This window comes from Bacillus sp. 41-22 (genome assembly GCF_025809295.1).
GTDB classification, from domain to species: Bacteria; Bacillota; Bacilli; order Bacillales; family Bacillaceae_G; genus Bacillus_A; species Bacillus_A mycoides.
This window is the reverse complement of the sequence record NZ_CP084035.1, coordinates 5,181,026-5,204,312: the sequence shown is the minus strand read 5'-3', so window position 1 is coordinate 5,204,312 and position 23,287 is coordinate 5,181,026. Positions and strand designations below refer to the sequence as shown.

The following is a 23,287-nucleotide window of genomic DNA, read 5'->3' as shown; positions in this document are numbered from 1 at the left end:
ATGAACATGGCAAGCACAATGACTCCATATTTCGGAATCGTCGTTTCATTAATCGCATACGGAATCGGAACATTATTATTTAAGCATTCAAAAGGATTCTTCTTATTCACACCATTATTCGTAGCGATGGTATTAGGGATTGTCTTTCTAAAAGTAGGTAACTTTACTTTTGAAGAATATAATACTGGCGGAAAAATGATTAGCTTCTTCTTAGAACCAGCAACAATCGCGTTTGCAATTCCATTATATAAACAAGTTGATAAGTTAAAAAAATATTGGTGGCAAATTTTATCGGCTATTGTGGTTGGATCTATTTGTTCAGTGGTTGTTGTGTTCATTGTCGCAAAAGCAATTGGTCTAGATACAGCTGTAATGAACTCAATGTTACCGCAGGCAGCAACAACAGCAATTGCATTACCAATCTCTGAAAGTATCGGTGGTATTCCAGCAATTACATCATTTGCAGTTATTTTTAATGCTGTTATCGTATACGCATTAGGTGCGTTATTCTTAAAAACATTTAGAGTGAAACACCCGATTGCTAAAGGTTTAGCGCTTGGAACAGCAGGACATGCGTTAGGGGTTGCAGTAGGTATCGAAATGGGTGAAGTAGAAGCAGCTATGGCCAGTATCGCTGTGACAGTGGTTGGTGTCGTAACGGTGGTGGTTATTCCAATGTTCATGCCGTTTATTGGATGATAAAACTTACTAAAAAAAATATAAAAGCAAGTTATTTGTAGGACGGATTTCTACTGATAGCTTGCTTTTTATGTTACAGTAGTGGTAAGACCTATTGAAGGATAAAAGTTTCCTTAAATCTTCATTAATACTACGTATAATGCGTTCTGAAATAGGTCATTGTATTGTAAAATAAGAAGTAACATAATATATAGCACAATTAACGGGTGGTTAGGGTTGAATATAAATTGCTCGCAATGGCTTTAATATTAAAGGATAATTATAAGTAGAGAATAGAGAGAGATCTACTTGTTAACGTTTTACTTTATAGGACAGGAGAGAGTACTCGTCGATTATGCAAATAAAAAACCTGTTTCAAAGCAAAGGATTTCAGAGGTTAATCGTATTAGTATTACTTGCTCTCATATTGTATGGGATGCAAAGTATGTTAAATTTAATTTTAATTACGTTTATGTTGACGTATTTAATGGATCGATTCCAAAAGTTTATTTCTCGTAAATTAGATCATTTCATGCCAATTAATCGAAAAATTATTATAGCGCTTTTATATGTAATGTTAGTGGCAGGAATTGCCATTACGCTATTTAAATATTTACCGGTATTAACAATACAAATTTCACAATTGATTTATCAATTTAATGTATTTTTAAGAAATCCACCTGATAGTGAATTAATTAAGTATGCAGTTAATGCTGTTAATCATATGGAGCTTTCTAAATATGTGGGGCAAGGCGTAGACATTTTGTATAAATCTATTACGAATGTTGGGAAATTTGGCCTTCAAGTTTTACTTTCTGTAATTTTAAGCTTATTTTTCTTACTTGAAAAAGCACGTATCGTTGCTTTTACTTCAAAATTTAAAGAAAGCCGACTTGCAATTTTCTATAACGAAATAGAGTATTTCGGAAAGAAATTTGCACGTTCATTTGGAAAAGTAATCGAAGCACAATTTTTAATTGCAATTGTTAACTGTGTTTTATCTGTTATTGCATTATGGATATTAGGATTCCCGCAATTACTAGGTTTAGCGTTAATGATTTTCTTGCTTGGTTTAATTCCAGTGGCGGGTGTTATTATCTCGTTATTCCCACTCTGTATGATTGCTTACAATATTGGCGGTATTATGTATGTCGTTTATATTGTAGTTATCGTAACAGTAATTCATGCACTTGAGAGTTATGTATTAAATCCGAAGTTTATGTCTCAAAAAACAAACTTACCAATCTTCTACACATTTATGATATTAATTTTCTCTGAGCATTTCTTAGGTGTGTGGGGACTTATTATCGGTATTCCAATCTTCATTTTCTTATTAGATGTCTTAGATGTGACAAGTGATGAAATGGAGAAGGACGTTGGAAAAAAATAAAGTGAAGTAAAGAAAAAGCATCGATGTTCGATGCTTTTTCTTTTATAACATGACGTTCCTTATGCCATACTGTAAGGAGAAGATAGAATAGGGGTGAAATAATGGCTGTAAATGAAAAGATAGGGTTAGCTACGTTTGCCGGAGGGTGTTTCTGGTGTATGGTTTCGCCATTTGAAGAGATGGAAGGGATTATACAGGTTGTTTCAGGCTATACAGGTGGCCATAAAGAGGATCCAACGTATAAAGAAGTGTGCTCGGAAACAACTGGGCATTATGAAGCAGTACAAATTACATTTGATGCAAATAAAATGCCGTATGAAGAGTTGTTAAATATATATTGGAGACAAATTGACCCGACTGATATAGGGGGACAATTCCACGACCGTGGACAGTCTTATGAAACGGTGATTTTTTATCATAATGAAGAACAACATAAAAAGGCAGAGGCTTCAAAAGAAGAGCTCGAGAAAAGTGGGAATTTTTCGAAGCCAATTGCGACAAAAATATTGCCAGCTGCTACGTTTTATCCAGCTGAAGAATATCACCAAGGATATTATAAGAAGAATACATTTCGCTATGAGTTATATCGTAAAGGCTCAGGTCGAGATGCTTTTATTAAACAACATTGGCCAAAGAATAATGCTCATTTAAAAGAAAGATTAAACGAGATGCAGTTTTATGTAACACAGGAAAATGGGACAGAACCGCCTTTTCAAAATGAGTATTGGAATCATAAAGAAGAAGGGCTTTATGTAGATATTGTTTCGGGGGAACCATTATTTACTTCTTTCGATAAGTTCGATAGCGGCTGTGGATGGCCGAGTTTTACGAAACCAGTTATGTCAGCTAGTGTGAAAGAAAAAATGGATGTTAGCCATAATATGACGCGTACGGAAGTGAGAAGTAAAGAAGGAGATTCACATCTTGGGCATGTATTTCCAGACGGCCCAGGACAAAACGGCCTTCGTTATTGTATTAATTCGGCAGCGCTACGCTTTATTCAAAAAGAAGATTTAGAAAAAGAAGGATATGGTGATTTCCTAATCTTGTTTGGGAATAAAAAATAACCTCGCAGTCAGCGAGGTTATTTTTTTATTTTACTTTTTTCTTTTTAAATTTGCTTAATGCTTCATAAACGATTGGAACAATAAGAAGTGTTAATAACGTTGAACTTGTTAATCCACCAATTACTGTTACGCCAAGTCCTTTAGAAATTAAGCCGCTACCTTCAAATCCTAATGCAAGCGGGATAAGAGCCCCGATTGTTGCAATTGCAGTCATTAAGATAGGACGCAGGCGTGTTGTACCAGCTTCTAATAATGCTTCACGTGTTGATAGGCCGTCATTTTCTTTATGAATAACACGGTCAATGAGCACGATTGCGTTCGTTACAACGATACCAATTAGCATAAGAGCCCCAATCATCGCAGATACGCTTAACGTTTCGCCAGAGATTAATAAGGCAACGAGTGCACCAATGATTGTGAATGGTAGCGAGAATAAAATTGCGAATGGTGCAAGGGCACCGCCAAATGTAACAACAAGAACGAAGTATACAATGGCAATCGCAGCTAACATCGCTAAGCCAAGTTGTTTGAATGATTCTTGAATATCTTGTGTAACACCACCCATAGAAACATCTATACCAGAAGGAAGATCCATTTTATCTACTTCTTTTTGAACAGCGGCAGATGCTTTTGAAACGTCATCAGATGTTAGTTTTGCACTAACTTCCGCATAAACACGGCCATCACGATGTGTTACTGTGTTAGAAGTTTCACCTTCTTTTACAGTCATAACATCTTTAACAGCAACTTCATTACCAAGTGGTGTTGTAATTTTACGATTTGTTAAGTCATCGATCGTTTCATAGTTTTGTTTTTCAGTTTCTACATATACATTTATATCTTTATTATCTTTTTTAATTGTTGTAAGAACAGGGCGATCATGTTGATTAGAAAGTCCCATTCCAATTTGAGCAGCAGTTAGCCCCATTTTACTTAACTTTTCTTGATCAGCGACTAAAGTATATTCTGCATATGTTTTTGCAACACTAGAGTCTATGTCTTTTAAATCTTTATTTTTCTTCATGATATTTTGAATGTCTTTCACGACAGGCTTAATTTCTTCAGAGCTATCTCCATAAACGTATAGCTTAATTTCGTTACTACCGCCACCTGCTCCGAAATCTTGGTTTTTCCATTCACCTTTTCCAGACATCTTTTGTAAATCTTTAACGACTTGTTCTTTCTCTTTTTCAAAGTTTTTCGTATCGTCATCATATTGAACGAAGAACATCGCTTGATTTGTTTGACCAGGGCTCATTGGGTTTTCGCCGCCTAATGAGAATTGAATCGTTTTGACGTCTTTTTTATCTTGGAAATGCTTTTCAGCTTTCGTTGCAATTTTTTCAACGTCGTCTAACGTTTGACCTGGCTCAGGTTTGTACGTTGCGATAATCATTTTTTCTTCTTCAGATGGTAAGAAACTGACACCGATGATTGGTACAAGTGCAAGGCTGCCTACTAATAGGAGGACTGTGATACTTGATGTAATAATTTTATGGTTTAACGCCCATTCAAGTATACGTTTATAGCCGTTTGCTAATTTGCTTGGTTTTTCCTCATGATGTACTTCTTTTTCTCTCATGCTTTCCTTCTTAAATAAGGAATGTGCTAGCATCGGCACAATTGTAACTGCCACAAGTAAGGAAGCAAGTAGGGCAAAAACAATTGTTAAAGCAAATGGTAAGAACATTTCACCAATCATACCCTTTACAAGCCCAAGAGGTAAGAATACAGCGATTGTTACAATTGTAGAAGACATAATCGGGATAAACATTTCTTTCGTAGCTTCACGAATTAAATCTTTCCCACGTAATTTCTCTTCTGATAAAGACATACGTCGGTAAATATTTTCAATAACAACAATTGAGTCATCAACAACGCGTCCAATAGCAACTGTCATTGCTCCAAGTGTCATAATGTTAAGGGTAATATCCATTTGTTTTATTACTAAAACTGCAATTAATAAAGAAAGTGGTATAGAAACGACAGAGATTAGTGTTGTTCGAATGTTTCGCAGGAACAACATAATAATAACAATCGCAAAGATAGCACCGAAAATAGCTTTGCTAAGCATTGTTTCGACTGATTTTTCAATAGGCGCACCTTGATCGAATGTTGAAATAATCTCTAAGTCTTTATATTTTTTCTCAAGGTCTTTTACTTTATCTTTAACTGCATTTACAACATCAACTGTATTCGCATCAGCAGCCTTCACAATTTGAATACCGATTGCTTCTTTTCCATTCGTTCGAGAAATGGATTCCGCTTTTCCAACTTCTTTAATATCAGCAATCTCTTCTAATGTAACCGTTGGTATGCCATTCATAGCGGCCGGATTCATCTGTGGTGCTTGTGTTCCAGCACCAGCGTTTTGGCTACCTTGACCATTCGGTGATGAAGGGATAGCTGGAATTTTTAATTCTTTTAATGCTTTAATTGTTGTAATGTTACCATCGACAACAACTGATTTTTCCGTATCTTTAAATGTATATAAGCCAAGTGGTAACGATACGTCCGAACCTTTAACCATATTTTTTACAGTATCTTCACTTAAACCTAATTCTTTCATCTTATCTTTTTTGAAGACAAGCTGTACTTCGTCTACTTGTTGACCTGCGATTTGAACAGATGCGACACCATCAAGTCCTTTTAATCCAGGAACAACATTTTTTTCTACATTTTCTGTTAAGGCAGCTAAAGATTCATTTTTACTCGCTACGCTTAATGAAATAACAGGAAAGGCATTAAAGTTTACTCGTGAGACTTTCGGGTCTTTCACACCTTCTGGCAGTTTCACGTTTGCGAGCGATTCTTTAATTTCCGTTTCGGCTTTTTCCATATTTTTATCAAAATCATATTCTACCTGAATAGAAGATGCGTTTTGATAAGATGATGAACTAACAACGTTTACACCGCTTAAATTTTGGAGTTGCTCTTCCATTGGTTTTGAAATTTTATCAGCTACTTCTTCTGGTGTAGCACCAGGATAAACCGTGGTTACTGTTACAATCGGTGTTGTAATATCAGGAATTGTCTCCAGCTTCATATTGAGTCCAGAATAAATACCCGCAATAGTAACAATAATGGTTAGTAGCCAAACTGCGAACTTATTTTTTAACGTGAAATTGATGATTTTGTTCATGTTTGCGCTCCCTTTTTATTATATTGACCAATTGGTCAGTCTAATACATAATATAACTGACCGATTGGTCAGTCGTCAATGAAAAGAGATGGTATAATAAAATCAAACTGTAAGTAGTCGGTTTCCTATTCTTTTTCTGATCATTGGCTTTTACTAACCGAATTTTATAGATGGAGAGGCTTCTATATAAACCATTTACTCCATTAAATTTTAGATGGGGAGTTTTATTTTCAGTTAATGTGGAATAAAATCAAGTTTGAATTTACATAAGATGCGAGATTAAATTTAGGAGAGAGAATATGAAAGAAAAAGAGCGCTTAATTATAGAGATGGCTATGAGGTTATTTGCAACTAAGGGTGTAAATGCAACGTCAGTACAAGAAATCGTAACCGCATGTGGTATATCAAAAGGAGCTTTTTATTTATATTTCAAATCAAAAGACGAGTTATTATTGGCCACACTTCGATATTATTATGACAAGATTCAGAAGAAAATGCTGGATATTGAAAAAGAATCTTTATTACCACGTGAAAAATTTGAAAAACAATTATATTGTCAGTTTACTGATGTGCAAAAACATAAAGAATTTATTATTATGCATGCAAGAGAAAATGCAATTCCGTTTAATAAAGAAGTAGAAGAGTTTATGATGAGGATGAAATTAGAGTCTCATGCATTTTATCGGAATAGCTTACTGTCCATTTATGGTGAAAAGGTTATTCCATACTTGTTAGATCTAGTAATTATGGTGGAAGGGATATGCCGTGGGTATTTAGAATTAATTATTTTAAATGCACCAGAAATTGATTTGTCCTATGTCTCAGCTTTTATTTTAAAAAGGATAGACAATTTAGTAGAGGGGCTTCTAGAATCTTCGGAGGAACCTGTCCTACATGAAGAGAGACTAGGAGAATTTCTTTGTAGTTCCGAGCTTATTAAGGAACAGGTGAAGGAACATTTTCTAAGTGAAATTATTGCATTTAAACGAACATTAACTGATCAATTAGAAAATGATGAGTTACTTGTAACTTTAGATGTTTTAGAAGCAGAAATGAGATTGCAAAATCCAAGAATTCCAGTCATTAGAGGTATGCTTGCTAATTTAGCGGTATATCCTAGTTTAAATGAGTTTCGATTGAGGCTTACGGCATACTATAATATAAAAAATCCTTGCATATAGAACGCAAGGATTTTCTATTATAATTAAGAATTATTTTGTGACCATTCTTCAACATTCCAAGTTTTTGTAATCCAGCCTTCATAAAATTCTGGTTCGTGACATACAAGAAGGATTGTCCCTTTATATGCCTTCAGAGCTTTTTGAAGTTCTTCCTTTGCTGTAACATCAAGATGGTTTGTTGGCTCATCAAATAGGATCCAGTTACTTTCTTCACCCATTAACTTACATAAACGAACTTTTGCTTGTTCGCCACCACTTAATTGATTTAGCGGGCGAGAGATATGCTCATTTTTTAATCCGCATTTCGCTAACATTGCACGAACTTGATGTTGGTCCATGCTAGGGAATGTGTTCCAAACATCATCAATTGGTGTTATATTATCCGCTTTTACTTCTTGCTCGAAGTATGCAGGCTCTAAGAAGTCACCAAGGCTCGTTTTACCGCTTAAAGGTTTAATTTTTCCTAAAATCGTTTTTAGTAATGTTGATTTACCAACACCATTACAACCAACGATGGCAATTTTTTCACCGCGTTCAATTGTCATTGTTAGTTTTGGTAATAACGGATGTGTATATCCGATTTCTACATCTTCACCTTCAAAGACGAAACGGCTACTTGCACGACACTCTTTAAATGAGAACTCTGGCTTAATTGCTGTTTCAGGACGATCAATACGCTCCATGCGATCAAGTTGTTTTTGACGACTTTTTGCACGACCTGTCGTTGAATAACGAGCTTTGTTCTTTGCAATAAAGTCTTCCTGCTTTTTAATAAACTCTTTCTGTTTTTCATAAGCATTTATATGTTGATTTTTATTAATTTCGGCTAACTCTAGGAATTTTTCGTATGTCGCTGTATAGCGCGTCATTTTTGTAAATTCTAGATGGAAAATAACATCAACGCATTTGTTCATAAATTCCGTATCATGAGAAATTAATAAGAATGCATGTGGATATTCTTTTAAATAATTAGTTAACCAATGAATATGTTCAACGTCTAAATAGTTAGTAGGCTCATCGAGTAATAACACTTCTGGTTGCTCAAGTAATAGCTTTGCAAGTAATACTTTTGTACGTTGTCCACCACTTAGTGCTGAAACATCACGATCTAAACCGATTGCATCAATTCCAAGACCTCTTGCTGCCTCTTCGATTTTCATATCTAGTAAATAGAAACCACCTGCTTCGAGAGCATCTTGGATTTCTGCCATCTGCTCAAGAAGGTCCTCTAATTCTTCCGGTGTTGCCGTTCCCATTTTTTCTGCAACTTCATTTAAAGCTTTTTCTTTTTCAAATAAAGGTAAAAACGCGTCAGCTAATACATCACGAATTGTGCGACCAGGTGTTAAAATTGTATGCTGGTCTAAGTAACTGTAATTTGTACCAGGTGTCCATTCTACACGGCCTTCATCATGGATAAGTTGACCAGTAATAATATTCATAAATGTTGATTTACCAACACCGTTTGCACCGACTAATCCGACATGTTCTCCTGCTAGTAAACGCATGGATACATCTTTAAATAATGTGCGATCGCCAAATGTATGGCCTAGTTTTTCTACTGTTAATAAGCTCATAGTATCCTCCGTCCAACTTGAAATAGTACCTTGAATCATGATACTAAATTATTGAGTATAATGCTATCCTTTCAAAATGTATCTTTTTGTAAGAAACTAATTGTATTTTTTTGGGGAAAGGTTATAATATTAATTGAACAGTGGTCAGTTAAATTGTGAGGTATGAAAAATGTCGCCAAGAAGGGCAGTTAAACAAGAATTAACGAGAAAAATGATTATGAATGTAGCAAGAGACTTATTTATAAAATTAGGTTATCAGCATACTTCAATGCGTAAAATTGCAACAGAACTAGGATATAGCCATGGTGCCATCTATTATCATTTTAAAAATAAAGCAGAGCTTTTCTATGCGATGGTAGAGCAAGATTTTCAATTGCTAAATCAAAAATTAGATGAGATTAATGATCAAAATTTACCACAAGAGGAACAATTGAAAGCTGTTTTATTTGGTTTTATTGAATTTGGTTTGCAAAATCAAAGTCATTATGAAATCATGTTTTTAATTAGAGATGATGAGTTAAAAGAATGTTTAGCAGATGGCCCAAATGTTAGTTACGAAAAATTTGCTACTGTTGTATCTTCTTTGTGTAATGAGAAGGTAAATGTAATGACAATATGGTCTGTTTTTCTATCATTACATGGGTTTGTGGCACACTATTGTGGGAATGATCAAACATTTGAAGAAGTAAAAGGATTAGCTAAAGTACACGTGGAGTTTATTTCAAAATCACTTCTTATGTAAGTGATTTTCTTTTTAATATTAATTGAACAGCGGTTAATTAATTTAGGGGGGATATATAATGAAAAAAGCTTTAGTGCTAGGAGCATCTGGATCAATGGGGTATGCAATTGTAAAAGAATTATGTAGCAGAGGAATTCATGTAGTGGCCTTTGCGAGGAATAAAGAGAAATTAGAGATATTATTTTCTGGAGAAGAAAATGTGAAAGTTGTAGCGGGAGATGTATTTATACAGGAGGATATAATGGAAGCCGCGAAAGGCGTTGATATTATATTTCATGCTGTAAACATTCCATATTCAGATTGGGAGAAGAAGCAACCAAAATTATTAAAAAATATATTAGAAGTAGCAATGTATTACGACAGTAAGTTAGGGATAGTTGATAATATTTATGCGTATGGGAGGCAAGGGGAAGAACTTGTAGTGGAAGAAGTTAAAAAGGCACCACATACGAAGAAAGGGAAAATTCGGTTACAGCTAGAAATGATGGCAAAACAGGCTCGTGTACAAATGTTTATTGCACATTTTCCTGATTTTTATGGTCCAAATGCAGAAAGTACACTTGTTCATCATACTTTAAATGGGGTACTTGCAAATAAGTTATCAAGCTTTGTTGGAGATAAAAAGATTGCTCGTGAATATATTTTCACACCAGACGGTGCAAAAGCAATGGTTGAATTAGCTTTACGTGATGAGGCCTATGGACAAAATTGGAACATACCGGGTTGTGGTGTCATTACAGGTGAAGAGATGATTCAACATATACAAGAATTAACGGGATATACAAAACCAGTAATGACAGTAAAAAAAGGTATGATAAATTTAATCGGACTATTTGATAAGCAGATGAAAGAATTTGTGGAAATGCTATATTTGACAGAAAATCCTGTTGTATTAAGCGGAGAGAAATATGAGAGGTATATTGGTGAGATACCTAAAACTTCTTATTATAGCGGGCTAAAAGAAACGATTATATCTATGCAAAAAAAGGTATGTAAATATTAGTATAAAAAAAGTTACTTCTACCTACAGAAGTAACTTTTTTATTATGCTTTTTGTTTGACTTCACTAACTTTCTTTTCAGCTACAATAAAATGTGGTCTACGTTTTGTTTCATAATAAATGCGACCGATGTATTCACCCATAACACCTAGGAAAATGAGTTGAATACCACCAATAAATAATATAGCGGAAATTAAAGTGAAGTATCCTGGGACTTCAACACCACCAACAATAATTTGAATAAATGTAGTAATTACGTATAAAATCCCTAAAATAGTTGTTAATAATCCAAGATATATAGATAGTCTTAATGGTTTATTATTGAATGAGATAACACCATCTATTCCGTAATTTAACAATTTAGAAAAAGTCCACTTACTTTCTCCATCAGAACGTAATACATTTTCATATCCAATAATTAGTTCATTAAATCCAATCCAGGAGAATAAACCTTTTGAGAAGCGATTGTATTCGCTTAAAGATAATAGAGAATCAACAGCTCTTCTACTTAAAAGTCTAAAATCTCCAATGCCGTCTACTAGTTCAATATCTACAAACTTATTCATCACTTTATAGTATAGACGAGAAACGAAAGAGCGAACGGGTGAATCACCTGTTCTTGTTCTTTTTGCAATAACTTGGTCGTAACCTTCGTTATATCCTTCTAACATTTCTTTTATTAGTGTAGGAGGATGTTGCAAATCGGCGTCCATAATAACAACTGCATCACCTGTAGCGTATTTTAAACCAGCTAACATAGCGGCTTCTTTGCCGAAATTCCGACTAAATGATATATAATGAACAGCTGCATCTGAATTTGCCAAATCACGTAGAATATTTAATGTATCATCTTTACTACCATCATTTACAAAAACAAATTCATAATCGGTAGTTAATTTATGAATTTCTAGAGAAGTCTCTGAATAAAAGGCTCGAAGCATCTTTTCTTCATTGTAGCATGGTACGACTATTGAAAGAGTCATTTTTGACCCTCCTTGTTTATAATGGTTAAAACGTTATTTAATATTTTTTATGAAGCTATCCGCTTTGGATAGCTTCATGATTTATTGAGTGCTCATTGCTGCTTTTTAAAAGGCAATTTTCGGCGTCCTTTTTGATTTGTAAAAACTAGTAAGGCTACACAAATAATTAGTGAAATAATTGATATAATCATACCTAATTTAAAGTAAGGTGTAACATAAGTCATTTCGATTACATGTGCTCCTTTTGTAATTGGTACGCCAATAAAGGCAGAATTTGCTTTCGTGAATTCTGTTTCTTTTCCATCAACTTTTATAGTCCAACCTTTACTATATGGAACAGATAAATATAGTAATCCATCTTTTTTTGAGTTGATTTCACCTTTTAAATAGTTGTTTTTATAATAAATATTTTGAAGTCTATTTTCAGTTAGTTTTTTTGTTTCTTTTTGTACACCTTCGTAATTTACGATATTTGCTTGTAAGTCTTCAAGTTCGTATTCACCTGGCGCATCAATAGAAATAGTTAGTTGGTCTGGGCGATCGTCTTTACCTAAATTATAAACAAATCTTTCTAAAGGATATGAGTATGCACCAGTGTCTTCACCTTTCCCCATATCTTTCCCGTTAACTACTGCATGGAATGAACCTTTATTTTTTATCTTTAATTCTACAATTAAATCTCCAGGAGTATTAGGATAATTTATAGGTACAATCATATTTCCATTGCCGTGGACAATGAGTTTATTATTCTCTTTTTCCATATTTTCTAGTTGTACTTTTTCCATATTGATAGATACCGCTTTTGAATTAAGGTTCTTTTTATCAAAATGAGTTAATGAAAAGTCTTTTCCATTATTAACGACTACAGCATGTAATAATAATTGGTCACGCTGAGCGAAGTTTAATTTAGAAAATTCTTCTTCACTTATACTAGAATCATATACATACCCTAACGGTAAAGCATAGTCATTTTTGTAAATATTATATGGTCCTACTTGTTTTAATAGTTTATATCCATATGGGATATTTTTTTGATCTGTATCAGCGCTTAGTACACGATATTTTACACCTAACATATTTTCAAGTAGTAGTCGACTATCAACTTGGAAGAACATCGAAGGAGTGTCGAACCCTTGGAATACGTTGTATTTATTTTTCATAAAGTCATGAACATAATAATTAATCAAGCTTTGGTACGTACTTGTACCATGATAACCTTGTAACATTGGTGTGTTATGGGCGCTACCTGGGTTAAGAATACGATAAAAGTCCTTATCATATTCTTGTATATAACGAATGGCAGCAATCTCATCTTTGTTATCATAGCCAGATACATGTAAAGCTTCTTTTGTAGCATTGCTTTGTCCGAAAGCGGTACTAAGTATATTATTAGCATACATGTAATTCATGGAAATTGTACTAACGAGTACGTTCACTACAACTAAAAATTGTATGAAAGGTTTAGAAAGATAACGCCATAAACATACTGTAATGAGAGAAAGAACGATAGTTCCGATTAAAATATTGTCAACTACCTGTAAAGGTTTATCACTTACATTTATATTTACTTTTCTATAAAATGCATAAATGAATAATCCTATTGATACTAATGAACTCATTATATAAGGTAATTTATGTTCTTTCTTATGAACAATCATCCAATCTAAGATGTATGCTATAGTTTGAGCAATTACAAATACAAATAAATAAAGCCATCTATATTGCATTGCTGAGAAACCATTAAATACAGAGTATGTATACGGAAGCATAAACAGAATGAACATGAAAAATGTAAAGAATACTTTATTTTTAACAAGTTTATCACGTATAAACATTCCAAATATGATTAGGAATAAAATTAAAGCTGGTAAAGCTAATTGATGATTTTCAGCATCATATACGAAGAAGATAGTTTCCATTAGATCTTTATAAAATGTATCTTCAAAGAATAAAGGTATATCAAATTTCTTCGTTAACCGATCCGCACTAAATACCGCATTGACTGATGGAATAAAGCAAACTGCAGCCAAGCCAAGTGATAGACCGTATAATAATCCAATTTTAATATAATAGGTTAGAAAAGAGACGATTGTTTTATTTTGCTGTGTGGCAAAGTATTGGAAAAATGCGTAAATGAAAATGAAAATACTTGTGATAAAAGCAAAATAAAAGTTCGATGCTAACATTAAAGTAGCAGCTACTAAGAAAAGTCCACGTTTCTTTTCTATAATATATTTATCAAGTCCCCATATTACTAATGGTAAAAATACGATGGCATCAGCCATGAAATCCCAAAGTAATGAATGGCGCATAAAAGTAATACATCCACCATACATAATAGCAGCAATAAAAGATGAGAAGATTGTTTTATTATGATAACGTAAAGAACCATACATGAATAACATAGCTAAAAAGTTTTTTAAAATACTCATGTATAATTTCATATCATAGATTTGTTCAATATTTAATTTAGGAAGTAACAGCGTAATCCAGAAGAACGGCGCTGTACTGTAATAATAACTAAACTCTCCAAATAAATCTCCACCTAATCCATAATCAAAAGACCAAAAAAGATTACCATCTTTAAAGGCATGTTGCAGGAGAAATGTAAAGAAACCAAATTGGCTTAATGCATCACCTGTACCAGAAAAGATTTGATTAGATGTTAAAAAGAAATAATGAAAAGCAAAAGCACACAATAATAATATCGGAATAATCATTATAGTTTTCTTTGAGAAAATCTTATTGTTCGGCTTTATGCTCATAAAAATTTATAATCCTCCTTCGAAAGTTGTTACATATAAAAACACACCAATTATGAAGGTGTGTTTTTTAGTTTTAGCATAAAAAATATATATTTTTGTTGTATCATATATATTTTACAAGCATTGAGTTTCATAGTTTACTTGTAATTTAGTATAAAGCATTCTCAGAAAGTAAGTCAATTTGACATGGAATATATAGCATTTTTAACCACTGAAAATTCGAGAATAATGAAGTGCAGTCTTCAGAATTTATGTTCTGTAAATGATGGTATATAAAAAGCCAAAAGCTTTTCCATTCTTAATAGGAAAAGCTTTTGGCTTTTAAGCGTTTTTACGAACTAATTTTTTATTTACAAATCCTAAAATCAACCCGCGTATTTGTGGATCAATTGCAAGGCCAATAATACCGTACAATATACCAGTAAGTGTTAGAGCTACCAGTGGTGGTAAGTTAATTAATACTGTTCGGTATAGGGCGTAACTGATTATAAATGCTAGTGTATTAAATACAATCCCTTTGAATAGTAAAGTAAATCCTTTACGAACGAATAAAGTAAATCCGATTAATAAAGTAACCTCAGTAATGATAGCAGCGACCGCAGCTCCCATCATTCCAAATTGGCTGCCTAATACGATGTAACTTACGATAGCGACAGCTAATCCAATTCCCATCGTTGTCGCACGCTTCCACTGTTGACCAATAGTTGTTAAATTATCAGCAAGTGGATAGTTGATAGATTGTAAAATAACCATAAAGGCTAAAATTGCAAGAGCATCACCGGCTGGTGCATATTGTTCACCTAATAAAGTAACAATCCAAAAACTTGGATCGGCGATAAATGGGATGGAAATTCCCATTCCTAAGAAAGACATAAGTTTTAATTCGAACTGAGATAGTTTTCTATGTTCATCAATATTCTTTTCATTTCCAAAAGCAAATAACTTTGGATAAAAGGCTGCTGCAATTACGCCCGGTATTTGATAAAGTACAGCAGGTATTTTCGATGCAGCGCCAAAGAATCCAACTTGCTCATATGTTGAGACTTTTTCTAATATAATAGGCCCTAACTGTGGTAAGAGCATAATGATAATGCCATTGATTGTGAAAATGAGCAATTGATCTAAAATGCCTTTATCCCAGCCCTTATGAACTGTTGTATGGCGAATTACCATTATAAAGGCGATAAGTCCTGTTACAAGACTAGATATCCCGTACATGGCAGCAACCATCATAAGTGACCATTTAAAGGACATTCCTAGTAGAAGAGCAGCTGCGGCTGTTACACCTTGTATTACAGAAATAATCGCTGTAAATTGCATGCGTTCTGTTACTTGGAAGTAAGCCATCCCAACACCTTGTAAAGTGGCTCCAAACATTGTCGGCAGTACAACCCAATATACCATCGCACGTAAGTAAGCATCGGGATAGAAGAACTGAGCGAAAATAGCGAAGAGCACAGAAATTACGATAGCTAATACTAAACGAATACGTAAATAACTACTAATTAGTACGCTAATGTTAGCGTTGCTTCTCGTTCCTTCACGCATAAACGTATGTGTCAAACCTGCATCTGTAAAATAACAAATAACAGCGGAAACTGCTAATGCAGTTGTAAACATCCCATAATCCTTTGGTGAAACATATCTTGCAAAGAAAATCGTCGCAATAGCAAGTACAAATCGAACAGTAATATTTCCTACAAATAGGTAGGAGGCGTTTTTAAGGATTTTATTTGTTTTCATGGAACAAGACCTTTCTATTTTTCAGGACGCACTTCGTCCTATTTGTAAATTTGATTTGTTTATGGAAAGTATGTTTAAAAGCGTATTCTTTATTTAAGAAAATATAAACTTTATTCGTACAAACCAAAGCATCGCGTATAGCTTTTTGCTTCGTTTTCCATTTTTTGAATAAATTTTGCGACAATATTTATTTATATCGCCCTTGATTAATTGAACTTGTGATTTATCTAACTTAGGGCTTCCTTTAATGTATATACAAGCATTGTTAATGACTGTATATGGGAATAGATAAGTTTCAAGGATTTCAATAAGTTCTGTAGAATCATTCACGATTAAGTCTTTTGATTTATTATGAACCCAATCTTTCATTCGATTAAACACTTCTAATTCTTTTGCTGTTTTTAATTCATAATCTTTATACTTTGAAGAAAGATTTCCTTCTGATAAGATTCGATAATATGTTAAATATTCATCTACATAGCATACATTTGTAACGCTCATTAATTTAAATAGAAATTCTAAGTCTTCTCCCCAGCTACATCCTGGTGTGAAACGAATATTATGATCCATCACGATAGATCTTTTGAAAATCCAAGTGCTCGTCTGAGCAACAACTTGATGCGTTAAGAAAGCTTTTGTCATATCACCTTTAATAAAGTTTGTCGTGTGCTCAATTTTTTCACCAGTCTCTTCGTAAAAGTTCATATAGCCACAATAACAAGCGTTCATGTTGTTTTTATGCATGCTTTCAACTTGTTTTTCGATTTTTGTTGGATTCCATAAATCATCACTATCAAGAAAAGCAACATATTCTCCGCTAGCATTTTCAATTCCTGTATTACGAGCAACAGAAACACCTTGATTTTCTTGAGGGACGTATTTTATTTGTCCTGGGTACTTTTGTACAAGATTTTTTACGATAGAAGGTGATTGATCTTTGCTTCCATCATCTACAATTACAATTTCAATGTTTTTATATGTTTGATCTAGTATTGATTGCATCGTTTCTTCAATATATTTTTCCGTATTATACAGAGGTATGACAACGGAAACGAGTTGTTTTTGTTCCATCATAGAGTTTTTATCTCCTCAAATTTTTTATGTTTTGTACCATATATACAAGCCTTTTGAAAGGAAGAAGACTACAAGAACATCTGTATAAGTTTAACGCATATAAACTTTGTAAATCAACTTTCTATTGTGGTATCTCTTATAATTAGAAAGAAATAATTTGAAATGATAAAAGCTCCTGAATTTTTCAAGCAAAATTCAGGAGCTTTTATATATTAGTATTTAGTTAGGAAGTTATTCTTTATCTGTTATCTTTAATTTTTGTTTTAATAATGCATAATCTTGCGTTAATGTTACAAGTTGATGGTGTAATTTGGAGATTTTTCTCGTCAGGTCAAAAATTAAGATAAAACAGAATAATAGTCCGAATAAGAATAAAATGGATGGAGGATATTCTACTTTTAATAGTTTTCCAATCCAATTTATAATTTTATCCGTAGAACTTAAAATAGCCATTGCAACACAAACGAAAATCCATAAAATAGCATATTTTGTTTCTAAAGTCCCACGACGAATGGAATTAATAATTAAGAAGAATAGTAATAAAATAAAGATAAATGAAAAGGTAATTATATGCATTTATTATCAACCTTTCACGATTTTTTGCATCAATATAGCAAGACTTACCTTCACCATGTAATATGCAGATTTAAGGGGAGTGATGGAAGATTGTCCACCTTGTCGCTCTTGCATATTTACAGATATTTCATTAATGCGGAGTTTTTTCTTTTTTAAATGAATAAGGACTTCTGGCTCCGGATAATCTTTTGGATAATTGTGTGCAAAAATCTTAATTACTTCTCGATTGATAGCACGATACCCAGAAGTTGGATCCATAAATGTTTGTTTTGTTAGTACTTTCAATAGAGCGGTAAAATAAAAAATACCGATTCTTCGGGAAATACTACCTTTATATGCTGTTTTTTCTGTAAAACGTGAACCAAGCACCATATCGCATTGATCCTCGGCAATAGGCTGTATGATTTTGTATAAATCATCAGGATTATGTTGTCCATCAGCATCGAACTGAATCGCAATATCATATCCGTTCTCATAAGCGTATTTATATCCAGTTTGTACAGCTGAACCGATACCTAGATTATATGGTAAATTAACAAGATGAACAGGGAAATCTTTTACGATTTGAGCTGTTTTATCTTTTGATCCATCATTAATAACGCAAATGCTTAATGCTGTAAAATGCTGTTTTAGTTCTAATAATCTTGTTAATGTATCTGCAATTGCTTCTTCCTCGTTATACGCTGGAATAATAATTAACGTTTTTGGTATTGAAATTGGTACCTCAATAGACATTACCGCACCATCCCTTATATACTTAATCGTATTATGGTTATTTTTAAACGAACATTATTTAATATACCATTAATAGTATAACAAAATAAAGGAAAAGCTGATGGGTGATTTTAGGGAACAGGCATAGAATAAAAATGCTAAGGCTTAACACTTTATTATAATAAAAAATACATGCAAGGAAGAAAAAACCTGTGCATGTATAAGATAAAATCCTAATGTTACATATTCCAAGGCTTACTTAAAGTTAACACTTCAGCCATTTCTTTACTTTTTAAACGTCCTTTTTTTCTATTTTCGGCACGCTCTGAACCAGTTGTATGTAGCCAATGTTCTTCCTCTGTTTCAGGAATTACTTGTGGTACAGATGAAGGCTTTCCGTCTTTTAATGCGACAAATGTAATGAAACACGTTGCGGCCATTCTACGCTCGCCTGCTAGTAGATCCTCTGCAATTACTTTTACGAAAACTTCCATTGAAGATTTTCCTGTATAACATACGAATGCTTCATAACAAACAGAATCTGCTTGGTGAATTGGAGTTAAAAAATCAACGGAATCGATAGATGCTGTTACGCAATGTTTGCGGCTGTGTCTCGCAGCTGCAATTGAAGCTATACTATCAATTTCTGCTAATAATTTCCCCCCGAAAAGTGTTTGGTGATTATTTAAATCGTTAGGAAAAACACGTGTTGTTTTAATTGCTTTTGATTCTCGCATGAATTTCTTTTCCATATATTCATCCCCTATTTTCTGTTTTCAATCAGAGTGACATGTGTAAGTGGAGTACCCATATTAGATATTTAATGAAGTAAAGTGTTCCAAAAGAGGATTATCCCACTATTTGCGGGCTAATAGTCAGTGGGGGATGAACAAAACCCCCGTGGATTAAAGTTTCACTTTATTGAAATTTCTGTATTTGTATTCATGTAACTGAAAGAAAATTTATCATATATAAAATGTAGTGTAAAAGAGGATTCGCTTACATTGCAAGTGAAAAAGTAATGACTATGTATTTGTCATAGAAATTCCCTATTAACCTTGTGCTTATTCATGATAGAATCATTTTGTTATGAATGGAAGTAGAGGTGCAATGGACATATGAATCATATAAGAACAAATTTTTCGTCTTTCTTCAGTAAAATAATGATTGGTGCGATGCTCGCATTTTTTGTCTATAGTTGTTGGTCGGCTTTTGAAACAAGTAAGCAATTTTTTGGAGGAAGTACAACAAGTATAACAATTGTATTAGTGATTTTTGTTATTCTTATTTTGTTAGTAGCATCAATTTTGCAATATCGTTTTACAGATAAACAATTTCTTGTTTTTCTTATGAGCATATCTACAGTTGTAAGACTTATCACAGTTCTATTTGTAGATGTTCCAATGATAGGTGATATGAAAGCTATGTATGAGTCTGCAAAGCAGATTGCAATTGGCAATAATATAGAAAATATAGCACAGTTACCTTTTATTATTTATGAATCAATCATCATTCGTATATTTGGTGATACGGTATTCGCTTTACAATTATTTAATATTTTATTTTGTACAGGAACTGCATTTTTCATTTATCGCATTGCGTCAATGGTCTTTGGAGAAGAGTGTGGTCGTATTGCATCAATGTTTTACGCTTTATATATTCCAAATATATTTATGAGTTCTGTATTAACGGCGGAATCACTCGCAATATTTTTATTTTATTGTGCTTGTTACATATTTTTATATAAGGGATTAGACCATCCTTATATGTGGGTAATTTCAGCCATTTTATTTGCGCTTAGCAATATGATTTTCCCAATGGGGTTATTTTTACCTATTTTTATAGTTGTATATGTGCTGTTAATTGAATTATTTCAATCAGCAACGAAACAAAAATTACTATTAAAAATGATGGGAATACTTATTCTGTTTTATAGTACTCATTTTGGTGTGAGCTATGGTATCAAGATGATGGGAATGTCACAGTATACGATTTCTAATCAGACTTATGTTCAATCTGTTTTAATTGGAAAAAGTCAAAATGAAGAAAAAACATCCAAAAATAAAAGTGTAAAAGAGCACATTGATCAAGAGTTAAAAGAAATGGAAGTAGAAAGATTTAAACTGTTAAAACCAGTTATTAACCAGCTTTCAGACGAGGGAATAAATTCTATTATTTTTAAATGTGAAAAGCTTATATATATAGTGGTGACATTATTTATGGCCATAGCTTTATTACATTTTCTAATTAAGAAACAGCAAAATGAAGGATATATGTTGTTTGTATTATTAATTACCGGATACGTGTCGTTAAGGCTCTTCCGAGTAGATATGGCATATTATAATATTATTATGCCAGCTTTGTTTATTTTACAAAGCTTTGGTGTTTATATGAGTTATTTTTATTGCCAAAAAATATTTTTCAGAAAATAAAAGAATCCATTTTGGATTCTTTTTTTGTAGATGGATGATAAGGATGAATGCAAAGCGGAGATGACGAATCTCCACTTTGTATCGATTTGTCTTATCGGTTTAGTTCTAGTTGTAAATTATCCGCTGTTAAGGCCATTGTTGAGGAATCGTCTTGAATACTCTTCATTACTTGTGAGATAGTCTCTAATTCATTTTCAATTTTTTTATTTTGTTCTTTAGAGTTAGACATATCTTTTACGATTTCTTGGAAATATTGATCTGTCGCATGCATACTATCTGTCCCTTCAGATACGAGAGAGCTTATTTGTTCCACGGAAGAAGAGACGTGTATAATTTGTTCATTAGTTTTTTCAACGAGTTTTGTAACGTTGGAAATTGATTCTTTCGTTTGCTCTGATAACTTTCGGATTTCTCCCGCTACGACTGAAAAACCCTTACCAAATTCGCCAGCACGTGCAGATTCAATAGCAGCATTTAATGCTAGTAAATTTGTTTGCTCGGCGATTGATTTTACAATATCAATGATTTCGTTAATTTTGTTAGAAATATCAAGAAGTTCATGAGTATCAGTAATGATAGTTTCCATATTCGTTTGGATGCTTTCCATTCGTTTGTTTTGCAGATTTAATTGTTCTTTTCCTTTATTGGCCTTTTCTTCTGATGTCGTAGCTAATGATGTACCTGTTTTTGCAATTCCTACGATACTTTCTGATTTAGATGTTAACTGTTGAATAGAAGAGCTTGTTTTTTCAGATACTGCCGCTAGTTCTGTTGCAATATGTGTAATCGTCATAGTTGTCAGTTCTTTTTCTTTTTCATGTTCTTTTTGGATTCTTTCATATTCGGATTCATAAGCCGCAATAACAAGTTCTTGTTCTAATGTGAATAATTTATTTATTACGTTTATAGAATAAGAAAAATCGTCTATCGTTGAAATTTTCGTTTGCAAAATCTTTATGACGGAGCGGAATAATTCTTGATAAGCAGCGGTATACCATTTTCTATGTAAACCAATTTGTACGTGCCTTTTTGCAATTCTAACACGTTGTTCAATAAAATCTTCATTCATATTCCCGCTGAACAATTCTTTAATATGTGTCTTTAAAGTTTGTTTTAATTTGGGAATAGAGCTGTAGCGTTCAATAACAGCAATTAAATTAGGTTGTTTTGTGATGTTGGTGTAGAATTTTTCTGTTATCCAATCTATTTCCTCATAAATAAATGGCTGTAATACTTTAACAATTTGTAAATCTTCCTTTGAAATATGTAGCATATCCATTTGAGTTTTTAGTTCAGAATTAGCAGGCACGTTAAATATGATTTGTTGGCCTTTGCTTAATTCAATTATACTGGTGTTTGTTTTATTTTTTTTAAAAACCCCAAGCATCATTCTTCCCCCTGTTTATAAAACGTTTTCATTTTTTTGTTCTAATGTAATTATATATTTTTATATACAATTACTCTATAGTATATGGAATTGCATATAAATTAAGAGAATTCTATGTAGAATTCTCTTAATGGCCTTTATTAATTTTTGCATGTGTTTTAAAGAAAACTGGGAAATGTACATTATATATTACGGTGACTACACGAATAACGAATGTTATTAATAAACAGACATAGAAAGCTAATATGTGTGCCCCCATTGCATGTGTAATTAAGAAACTAACTGCTCCTAGAATAGAAGCAATTGCATATATCTCTTTTCGGAATACATACGGGATATCTTGAGCGCAAATGTCACGTAAAATACCGCCCCCAATACCTGTAATAACTCCCATTGAAACGACTAAAAACGAGGCGTCAACGTGATGTGACATTGCTGCATTTGCACCAATAGCTGTAAATACCCCTAAACCAACAGCATCAGAAAGCATAATAACGACTTGAAGTTTATTAATGCGCTCGAAAAACATACATGTGAATAATGCTGATAGTACACTTACGAAAAAGTAAATGGGTTTTACAAATGCGACAGGAGGCAGGTTACCAATCATAATATCACGAATAATACCGCCGCCGAGCGCAGTAGCTACAGCTAAACAAAGGACACCAAATAAATCTAGATCTTTTTTTAAACCAACTAATGTACCAGAAATGGCAGCGGCGATAATGCCAAGAAACGTAAATATATCGATTAATAACATGGCTTTAATTCCTTCCTCTTAAAGATGTTCCAGAGAAAAAATATACACTAAAGTTTTGGAAATAACAATTACTTTT

General features: G+C 33.1%; 18 protein-coding genes and 2 pseudogenes. 8 read left to right on the top strand and 12 right to left on the bottom strand.

Going from position 1 to position 23,287, the window contains the following annotated elements; genetic code table 11:
• Nucleotides 1–6: 6 nt before the first annotated feature.
• The 4 genes and pseudogenes from lrgB (at nucleotide 7) to msrB (ending at nucleotide 3,135) form a co-directional block, all read left to right on the top strand.
• Entirely contained in the window at nucleotides 7–699 is a 693-nt protein-coding gene (gene lrgB, locus LCF45_RS26705; RefSeq protein ID WP_000168872.1) for an antiholin-like protein LrgB, read from the top strand.
• A 334-nt stretch (nucleotides 700–1,033) separates the two neighbouring features.
• Nucleotides 1,034–2,068, top strand: a complete 1,035-nt coding sequence (locus tag LCF45_RS26700) for an AI-2E family transporter (RefSeq protein ID WP_002016425.1) — start codon at nucleotides 1,034–1,036, stop codon at nucleotides 2,066–2,068.
• Nucleotides 2,069–2,169: 101 nt separating this feature from the next.
• Nucleotides 2,170–2,637, top strand: a pseudogene (msrA, locus tag LCF45_RS27205) (peptide-methionine (S)-S-oxide reductase MsrA); the annotation flags it as partial.
• A 45-nt stretch (nucleotides 2,638–2,682) separates the two neighbouring features.
• Nucleotides 2,683–3,135, top strand: a complete 453-nt coding sequence (gene msrB, locus LCF45_RS27200; RefSeq protein WP_370458379.1) for a peptide-methionine (R)-S-oxide reductase MsrB — start codon at nucleotides 2,683–2,685, stop codon at nucleotides 3,133–3,135.
• A 25-nt stretch (nucleotides 3,136–3,160) separates the two neighbouring features.
• Here the strand turns inward: msrB and LCF45_RS26690 are convergent, their stop codons facing one another.
• A complete protein-coding gene (locus LCF45_RS26690; protein WP_050000795.1) occupies nucleotides 3,161–6,277 on the bottom strand; it encodes an efflux RND transporter permease subunit in 3,117 nt (1,038 codons plus the stop codon).
• A 299-nt stretch (nucleotides 6,278–6,576) separates the two neighbouring features.
• Here LCF45_RS26690 and LCF45_RS26685 point away from each other — a divergent pair, with 299 nt between their 5' ends.
• Nucleotides 6,577–7,458 (top strand): TetR/AcrR family transcriptional regulator, encoded by an 882-nt coding sequence (locus LCF45_RS26685; protein WP_263894400.1) that lies wholly within the window; start codon nucleotides 6,577–6,579, stop codon nucleotides 7,456–7,458.
• A gap of 23 nt (nucleotides 7,459–7,481) precedes the next feature.
• Here LCF45_RS26685 and LCF45_RS26680 read toward each other — a convergent pair whose 3' ends face one another.
• Complete coding sequence (locus tag LCF45_RS26680; RefSeq protein ID WP_002130147.1) at nucleotides 7,482–9,035, bottom strand: ABC-F family ATP-binding cassette domain-containing protein; 1,554 nt, start codon at nucleotides 9,033–9,035, stop codon at nucleotides 7,482–7,484.
• A 169-nt stretch (nucleotides 9,036–9,204) separates the two neighbouring features.
• On the opposite strand from LCF45_RS26680, the gene LCF45_RS26675 reads away from it, so the two are divergent.
• Nucleotides 9,205–9,777, top strand: a complete 573-nt coding sequence (locus tag LCF45_RS26675) for a TetR/AcrR family transcriptional regulator (RefSeq protein ID WP_263894399.1) — start codon at nucleotides 9,205–9,207, stop codon at nucleotides 9,775–9,777.
• Nucleotides 9,778–9,835: 58 nt separating this feature from the next.
• A complete protein-coding gene (locus LCF45_RS26670; RefSeq protein ID WP_002167296.1) occupies nucleotides 9,836–10,780 on the top strand; it encodes an SDR family NAD(P)-dependent oxidoreductase in 945 nt (314 codons plus the stop codon).
• Nucleotides 10,781–10,821: 41 nt separating this feature from the next.
• Here the strand turns inward: LCF45_RS26670 and LCF45_RS26665 are convergent, their stop codons facing one another.
• The 7 genes from LCF45_RS26665 to LCF45_RS26635 all read right to left on the bottom strand — a co-directional run bounded on the left by LCF45_RS26665 (nucleotide 10,822) and on the right by LCF45_RS26635 (nucleotide 19,384).
• Nucleotides 10,822–11,760, bottom strand: coding sequence for a glycosyltransferase family 2 protein (locus LCF45_RS26665; protein WP_002130144.1), 939 nt, complete (start codon nucleotides 11,758–11,760; stop codon nucleotides 10,822–10,824).
• Between the two features lie 92 nt (nucleotides 11,761–11,852).
• Nucleotides 11,853–14,525, bottom strand: coding sequence for a YfhO family protein (locus LCF45_RS26660; RefSeq protein WP_263894398.1), 2,673 nt, complete (start codon nucleotides 14,523–14,525; stop codon nucleotides 11,853–11,855).
• 321 nt (nucleotides 14,526–14,846) lie between these two features.
• Entirely contained in the window at nucleotides 14,847–16,268 is a 1,422-nt protein-coding gene (locus tag LCF45_RS26655) for a flippase (protein ID WP_002034968.1), read from the bottom strand.
• Between the two features lie 93 nt (nucleotides 16,269–16,361).
• The gene (locus LCF45_RS26650) at nucleotides 16,362–17,342 is read right to left on the bottom strand and encodes a glycosyltransferase family 2 protein (protein WP_263894397.1); all 981 of its coding nucleotides are present in this window, start codon (nucleotides 17,340–17,342) and stop codon (nucleotides 16,362–16,364) included.
• A gap of 231 nt (nucleotides 17,343–17,573) precedes the next feature.
• Nucleotides 17,574–17,918 (bottom strand): DUF2304 domain-containing protein, encoded by a 345-nt coding sequence (locus LCF45_RS26645; RefSeq protein ID WP_002016417.1) that lies wholly within the window; start codon nucleotides 17,916–17,918, stop codon nucleotides 17,574–17,576.
• A gap of 6 nt (nucleotides 17,919–17,924) precedes the next feature.
• A complete protein-coding gene (locus LCF45_RS26640; protein WP_000021472.1) occupies nucleotides 17,925–18,653 on the bottom strand; it encodes a glycosyltransferase family 2 protein in 729 nt (242 codons plus the stop codon).
• A gap of 218 nt (nucleotides 18,654–18,871) precedes the next feature.
• On the bottom strand, nucleotides 18,872–19,384 hold the full coding sequence (locus LCF45_RS26635) for an acyl-CoA thioesterase (protein WP_000412118.1): 513 nt from the start codon (nucleotides 19,382–19,384) through the stop codon (nucleotides 18,872–18,874).
• Nucleotides 19,385–19,750: 366 nt separating this feature from the next.
• Between LCF45_RS26635 and LCF45_RS26630 the strand changes: the two genes are divergently transcribed.
• Nucleotides 19,751–21,064 carry an ArnT family glycosyltransferase gene (locus LCF45_RS26630; protein WP_002130138.1) on the top strand — a complete coding sequence of 438 codons (1,314 nt, stop codon included), beginning with the start codon at nucleotides 19,751–19,753 and terminating at the stop codon, nucleotides 21,062–21,064.
• Between the two features lie 91 nt (nucleotides 21,065–21,155).
• Here the strand turns inward: LCF45_RS26630 and LCF45_RS27195 are convergent, their stop codons facing one another.
• From LCF45_RS27195 to LCF45_RS26620, 3 genes and pseudogenes are all read right to left on the bottom strand, one after another.
• Entirely contained in the window at nucleotides 21,156–21,962 is an 807-nt protein-coding gene (locus LCF45_RS27195) for a methyl-accepting chemotaxis protein (protein WP_370458378.1), read from the bottom strand.
• Nucleotides 21,960–22,337, bottom strand: a pseudogene (locus tag LCF45_RS27190) (protoglobin family protein); the annotation flags it as partial. The gene LCF45_RS27195 and the pseudogene LCF45_RS27190, both read right to left, overlap by 3 nt.
• A gap of 241 nt (nucleotides 22,338–22,578) precedes the next feature.
• On the bottom strand, nucleotides 22,579–23,211 hold the full coding sequence (locus LCF45_RS26620; protein WP_002016412.1) for a trimeric intracellular cation channel family protein: 633 nt from the start codon (nucleotides 23,209–23,211) through the stop codon (nucleotides 22,579–22,581).
• Between the last annotated feature and the right edge of the window lie 76 nt (nucleotides 23,212–23,287).